The organism is Albidovulum sp. (genome assembly GCF_008933605.1).
Taxonomy (GTDB): domain Bacteria; phylum Pseudomonadota; class Alphaproteobacteria; order Rhodobacterales; family Rhodobacteraceae; genus Albidovulum.
In genome coordinates this window covers 1-5,534 of record NZ_WBUS01000184.1, presented here as the reverse complement: position 1 = coordinate 5,534, position 5,534 = coordinate 1, and the positions used below count along the sequence as shown (strand labels likewise).

At 64.2% G+C, this 5,534-nt stretch carries 6 protein-coding genes; 2 read left to right on the top strand and 4 right to left on the bottom strand.

Going from position 1 to position 5,534, the window contains the following annotated elements:
- Together F9K34_RS16630 and F9K34_RS16625 are read left to right on the top strand one after the other, a co-directional pair.
- Window positions 1-1,543 (top strand): DNA translocase FtsK (locus tag F9K34_RS16630; protein ID WP_291338234.1); only part of this gene is annotated, 1,543 nt, incomplete at its 5' end.
- Between the two features lie 593 nt (window positions 1,544-2,136).
- Entirely contained in the window at window positions 2,137-2,907 is a 771-nt protein-coding gene (locus tag F9K34_RS16625; protein WP_291338233.1) for a hypothetical protein, read from the top strand.
- Between the two features lie 420 nt (window positions 2,908-3,327).
- Here F9K34_RS16625 and F9K34_RS16620 read toward each other — a convergent pair whose 3' ends face one another.
- The 4 genes from F9K34_RS16620 to F9K34_RS16605 all read right to left on the bottom strand — a co-directional run.
- A complete protein-coding gene (locus F9K34_RS16620) occupies window positions 3,328-3,627 on the bottom strand; it encodes a CcdB family protein (RefSeq protein WP_291338232.1) in 300 nt (99 codons plus the stop codon).
- Window positions 3,627-3,854 (bottom strand): type II toxin-antitoxin system CcdA family antitoxin, encoded by a 228-nt coding sequence (locus tag F9K34_RS16615; RefSeq protein WP_291338231.1) that lies wholly within the window; start codon window positions 3,852-3,854, stop codon window positions 3,627-3,629. Before F9K34_RS16615 ends, F9K34_RS16620 begins: the two co-directional genes overlap by 1 nt.
- Before the next feature lie 389 nt (window positions 3,855-4,243).
- Window positions 4,244-5,266, bottom strand: coding sequence for a histone deacetylase family protein (locus F9K34_RS16610; RefSeq protein WP_291338230.1), 1,023 nt, complete (start codon window positions 5,264-5,266; stop codon window positions 4,244-4,246).
- Window positions 5,263-5,534 (bottom strand): GNAT family N-acetyltransferase (locus F9K34_RS16605; protein WP_291338229.1); only part of this gene is annotated, 272 nt, incomplete at its 5' end. The genes F9K34_RS16610 and F9K34_RS16605, both read right to left, overlap by 4 nt.

Here is a 5,534-nt window from a genome sequence, read left to right as displayed (position 1 = left end):
GGCCCAGCCGCGCCTCCGCTTCGACGACGCCGCGCCCGCCTACGAAATCCCCCCCCTCTCGCTCCTCGCCAGCCCCGCCTCCGTCCAGCGCCGCCCGCTCTCGAACGAGGCGCTGGAGGAGAACGCGCGGATGCTCGAAAGCGTCCTCGACGACTACGGCGTGAAGGGGGAGATCACCTCCGTCCGCCCCGGCCCGGTCGTCACCATGTACGAACTGGAGCCCGCCCCGGGCCTCAAGGCCAGCCGCGTCATCGGCCTCGCCGACGACATCGCGCGGTCGATGTCCGCGCTCTCCGCCCGCGTCTCCACCGTCCCCGGCCGCACCGTCATCGGCATCGAGCTTCCGAACGCCTTCCGCGAGAAGGTGGTGCTGCGCGAGATCCTGTCGGCCCGCGAATACGGCGACTCGAACCTCCGCCTCCCCCTCGCCCTCGGCAAGGACATCGCCGGCGACCCGGTCGTGGCGAACCTCGCCAAGATGCCGCATCTCCTCATCGCCGGCACCACCGGCTCGGGCAAGTCGGTCGCCATCAACACCATGATCCTCTCGCTCCTCTACAAGCTCACGCCCGAGGAATGCCGGCTCATCATGATCGACCCCAAGATGCTGGAACTCAGCGTCTATGACGGCATCCCGCATCTTCTCTCCCCCGTCGTCACCGACCCCAAGAAGGCCGTCGTCGCGCTGAAATGGGTGGTGGGCGAGATGGAGGAGCGCTACCGCAAGATGTCGAAGATGGGCGTCCGCAACATCGAGGGCTACAACGGCCGCGTCCGCGAGGCGCTCGCCAAGGGCGAGATGTTCAAGCGCACCGTCCAGACCGGCTTCGACGAGGAAACCGGCGATCCCGTCTTCGAGACCGACGAATTCGCCCCCGTCGCGCTTCCCTACATCGTCGTCATCGTCGACGAGATGGCCGACCTGATGATGGTCGCGGGCAAGGAGATCGAGGCCTGCATCCAGCGCCTCGCCCAGATGGCCCGCGCCTCCGGCATCCACCTCATCATGGCGACGCAGCGCCCCTCGGTCGACGTCATCACCGGCACCATCAAGGCCAACTTCCCGACCCGGATCAGCTTCCAGGTCACCTCGAAGATCGACTCGCGGACCATCCTCGGCGAACAGGGGGCGGAGCAGCTTCTGGGCCAGGGCGACATGCTCTACATGGCCGGCGGCTCCCGCATCACCCGCGTCCACGGCCCCTTCGTCAGCGACGAGGAGGTCGAGGAGATCGTCACCCACCTCAAGTCCTTCGGCCCGCCCGAATACATGTCCGGCGTCGTCGAGGGCCATGACGAGGAGACCGGCGCCGACATCGACATGGTGCTCGGCCTCGGCGGCGACGGCGGCGAGGACGCCTTGTACGACCAGGCGGTGCAGGTGGTTTTGCGCGACCGCAAGGTGTCTACGTCGTATATCCAGCGCAAGCTCGGCATCGGCTACAACAAGGCCGCGCGGCTGGTGGAGCAGATGGAGGAGGAGGGGCTGGTCTCGCCGGCGAACCATGTCGGGAAGCGGGAGATATTGGTCCCCGAACAATAACGGTAGGGTGCGCATTTATTGCGCACCTTCCACATCCCTGTCACCCCCGCGAAAGCGGGGGTCTCCCCCACCCGATACCCGCTTGCGCGGGCATGACAAGGTTCCATCTCACCAGTCGCGCACACCCCGTCCCGGGCCTGACCCGGGACCTCATCGCGCGTTTGACCAGAGGCGCCGGATCAAGCCCGGGGCGCGCGACCTTCCTACCCCCGCAGGGCGGGCTTCAGCCCGCCACCCGTCCAATGCCCACACCCCGCACAAAGGGAAGCGCCCAACCCCTCGGGATGGGCGAGAAGCGCCCTCCCGGCGGTCGGGCGCTGCCCGGCGTTGTCGCCAGGCGGAACATCTATAAAGGAATGCGTAAGGATGTGCTGAGGCGCACCTTAGAACTGCTTTCTTGTGATGTGACGATGTACACGAAAGTTCTTGACTCATCGTGGTGTGCACGGTGGAGATTTGGACAGTCGAACGTAAGTTCGATCCACAATCCACTTCCATAAACTCGATCTTTGATCTTTCATGCCAACGGGCGCCTTATAGGTATCAGCATGTCGGTTTAGCCGCGCAGTTCAGAAGTCCATGGAGGAGATGACGTGAGGATTAATGCTGTCATTCTTTGTTTGAAACAGATGATCATATTTTCTGTCGGTCTTGGTGTGATCCCCATCGTGTTTCATGGTAGTGCCAACGCGCAAGAGTTGCCAATAATTCCGGAGTACGACGGGGTTTACGTAAAGCGATCAAATGGGAAATTGGAAGAACTCTTACCTCTTAACGCCAGCATCGTAAAAATAGCTGCGGTGCGTGCGGCTGGTGTCGATGGAACGAGATTCCGAAATGATTTTGGATTTTATAGCTTTGAGTGCGTGTCCGGAGCTGAGCTAATGTCTGCACCATCCATTTCGGTCGATGATGGATTGCTGGGATATTCGTTTGTTGTGCGCGGAAAGAATACCGAAGTTCTTCGCGTGAACCAACTTGCTACGATATATGACCTGGCGCAGTCTATTAAACCTACCAAGTCTCAAGGAGTTCTTGCCGATGTTGGCAATTTAAGGAGGCCCGATGCCGGTCAAATACATTTTTTAACGGATGGTGACTGGGGTAAGGTCGTCTGTGACTCTTACTGGGGGTGGAGCATTGAAAAGAACTTTAGAAAGAAAACAATTGACCAATTTACGGTTGAATACATACCGCGCGATCCATTTCAATTACTAAACGCTGACGCAACTGCGGATGCAAATGGAAATGAAGTGATACCCCATCTTGGATTCAGAGTAACTTTTGGTGATAGCAGAGTCTTTATCTTTACAAGTGAATTGTCGCGCACCAATCAATCGAAAGCGAATTTTGGCGGAGATTAGAAAGCAAAGGTTGGTTGGTTCCGCAACGTTAGGTCGAGTTCGCAAACCCGCCACCCCTACCTCCCCAACCGCGAATCCCTGAGCGCCGTCAACCCCTTCACCTTCTCGCACATCCCGGCCTCGTGCGCCTTGGCCTCCCGCGCTGCTTCGGCCGCCGCCGCGCGCTCCCGGCCCGCCCGACATGCGCGGCCCAACTCCCCCGAGCAAGCCGTAGCGTGCGTGCTCGCGTGCACCCTCCTTCCCCACGCGCATGGTGCATGAGCAAGCCGTAGGGTGGGCAATCTGCCCACCATTCCGGTGCCGTTTGCTCGCGGTGGGCAGGATTGCCCACGCTACCCATCCCGCACCCCCGATTTCGGCGCCATGACGAAATCGGGCCGCGCCTGCCACCCGGCCCGCCCGACGGGCGGTCCCACCCCTTCAAAACCCCACGAACACCATGTCCAGCGCCGCGCCGGTCTCGTCCGCCCGGTCCGCCAGCGACCTGACCGGCCGCCCCAGCAGCCGCATCGGCACCGCCGCGAGGAACTGCGTCACCATCATGACCCGCTCCCCCTCGACCTCGACCACCGGGTTCAGCCGTTTCGCAGGCTTCGGCGCCAGCCCCTCGGGCAGCAGCGGCACCACCACACGCGTCGTCAGCAGGTCCAGCACGTCGGCCTGCACGTCGAGCCACCAGTCCGCATCCTCGGGTGCCCGGTCCACCTCATGGCGCGCCATCAGAACAGCCGGTGTTTCGCCAGGGGCAGGCCGTGCGCCTCGGCCCAGTCATTCGAGGCTTCCAGCGCCGCCCGGTTCTCCCGCCGCCACGCCTCGGCCTTCGCCGCCCGGACCGCCGCGCGCAGACCCTCCTCGGCCGCCCGGCTCAGGTTCACGCCATAGCGCCGCGCCTCATCGAGAAGCGCTGCGTCGATCGTCAGGTTCGCGGGCTTGCGGGTGGCCTGCATGTAGGCCTCCATTCTCCATGCGCATGAAGATGCGCAGGAGCGCGCGCTGCGTCAATATTTTCCCACCCGCTGATCCTGAGCGCCCGGAGCCCCGCGAGCTTCGCCTGCGCTTCGGCCTCTTCCCCCGCCTTCGGCGCATGGCCCGTGACCTCGGGGCCGCCGACGAGGCCCGCAAGCCGGGCGGGCATCGCGCAAGCGCCGGGTGACGTTCGGCCCGACTGGCCGCAGGAATGGGTGACGTGGATCGCCTGCAGCCTCAGGTCTGCACCACGGCCCCCTCCGGTCAGGGCCGAAACGCGCGACAGGTTGCAGGGGACGCTTCGCGCGCGGGACGGCTTGGACTGCCTCCCCGGGGTCGCGTTGCCCCGACCGCCGGGCGGAGGCCCTCCTCAGCCGCCCTCATACCCCGACAGGAAGCTGGCAAGGTTGTTGCCGAGATCGGGCTGAAGGTAGCCGCCTTCCTGCACGATGACGGCCGGAATGCCCATTGCCGCAATCCGTTCGGCGATGCGCGCGAAACCGGGCGTCGTGACCTTCAGACCCTGGAACGGGTCGTTCTCATGCGCGTCGAGCCCGAGCGCCACGACCAGAAGATCAGTGCCGAAGGCGCGGACGCTTTCGAGCGCGCCATCGAGCGCGGCAAGGTAGCCCGCATCATCGGTCCCCCGCGGCAGCGGCAGGTTGAGGTTGTAGCCCAGCCCCTCGCCCTCGCCCCGCTCATGGGCATGGCCCCAGAAGAACGGGTAGAAACGGACGGGATCGGCATGGATCGAAACCGTCAGCACATCGCGGCGGTGATAGAAGAGGCCCTGGGTCCCGTTGCCGTGATGGACATCGACATCCAGGATCGCGGGCCGCCGGCCCAGTTTCAACGCGGCCTCGGCGACGATGCCGGAATTGTTGAGAAAGCAAAAGCCGCCGGCGAGGTCGCTGAAGGCATGATGCCCGGGCGGGCGGCAGAGCGCATAGGCGGCGCGATCGCCGGCCATGACGGCATCGAGCGCGGAGAGCGCCGTTTGCGCCGACCAGTACGACGCCTCCCATGTGCCGGCAGAGATCGGGCAGGAGGTGTCCGCCTGGTGGAATCCCGCCTGCCCGACGGCGGAGCGCGGGTAGGACGCGGTGCGGCGGTCGGGATGGATGTTCGGGATCACCTCGTCCGAGGCATTCTCGATCCGGGTCCAGCGGGCATGGATAGTCTTCAGGAACACGAGGTATTCGGCAGAATGAAGGGCGGCGATCGGGCCTAATCCGTGGTCGCTGGCCGGAACAAGGCCGCACCCCGCCGCTTCCGCCCCGCCTCTCAGGACGTCGATCCTTGCCGGCTGTTCGGGATTGGCTAGGCGGGTGCCATTGGCCATGAACATCTTCGGGTCATGCGCGCGCTGGCGGTCGTCGTAAAAGGCCTTCATGCCGTCTCTCCTATCCTCTCCAGCGCCTCACCTTCAAGAAGCATCCCGATCTCGCCCGTGCGCGTCCTGAACCCGATGCGTTCGTAGAAGGCGACGGCGCGCGGGTTGTCGGCATAGGCCGCAAGCCGGATGAACCCCGCACCCCATTGCAGAGCCGCGTCGTTCCGCACGGCGGCGAGGAGTTTCCTGCCAAGGCCGCTGCCCCGCATTTCCTCCTCGACCCAGAGGTCGGAGACATAGGCACCTGGCATCGCCCGGGTCGTGGAGT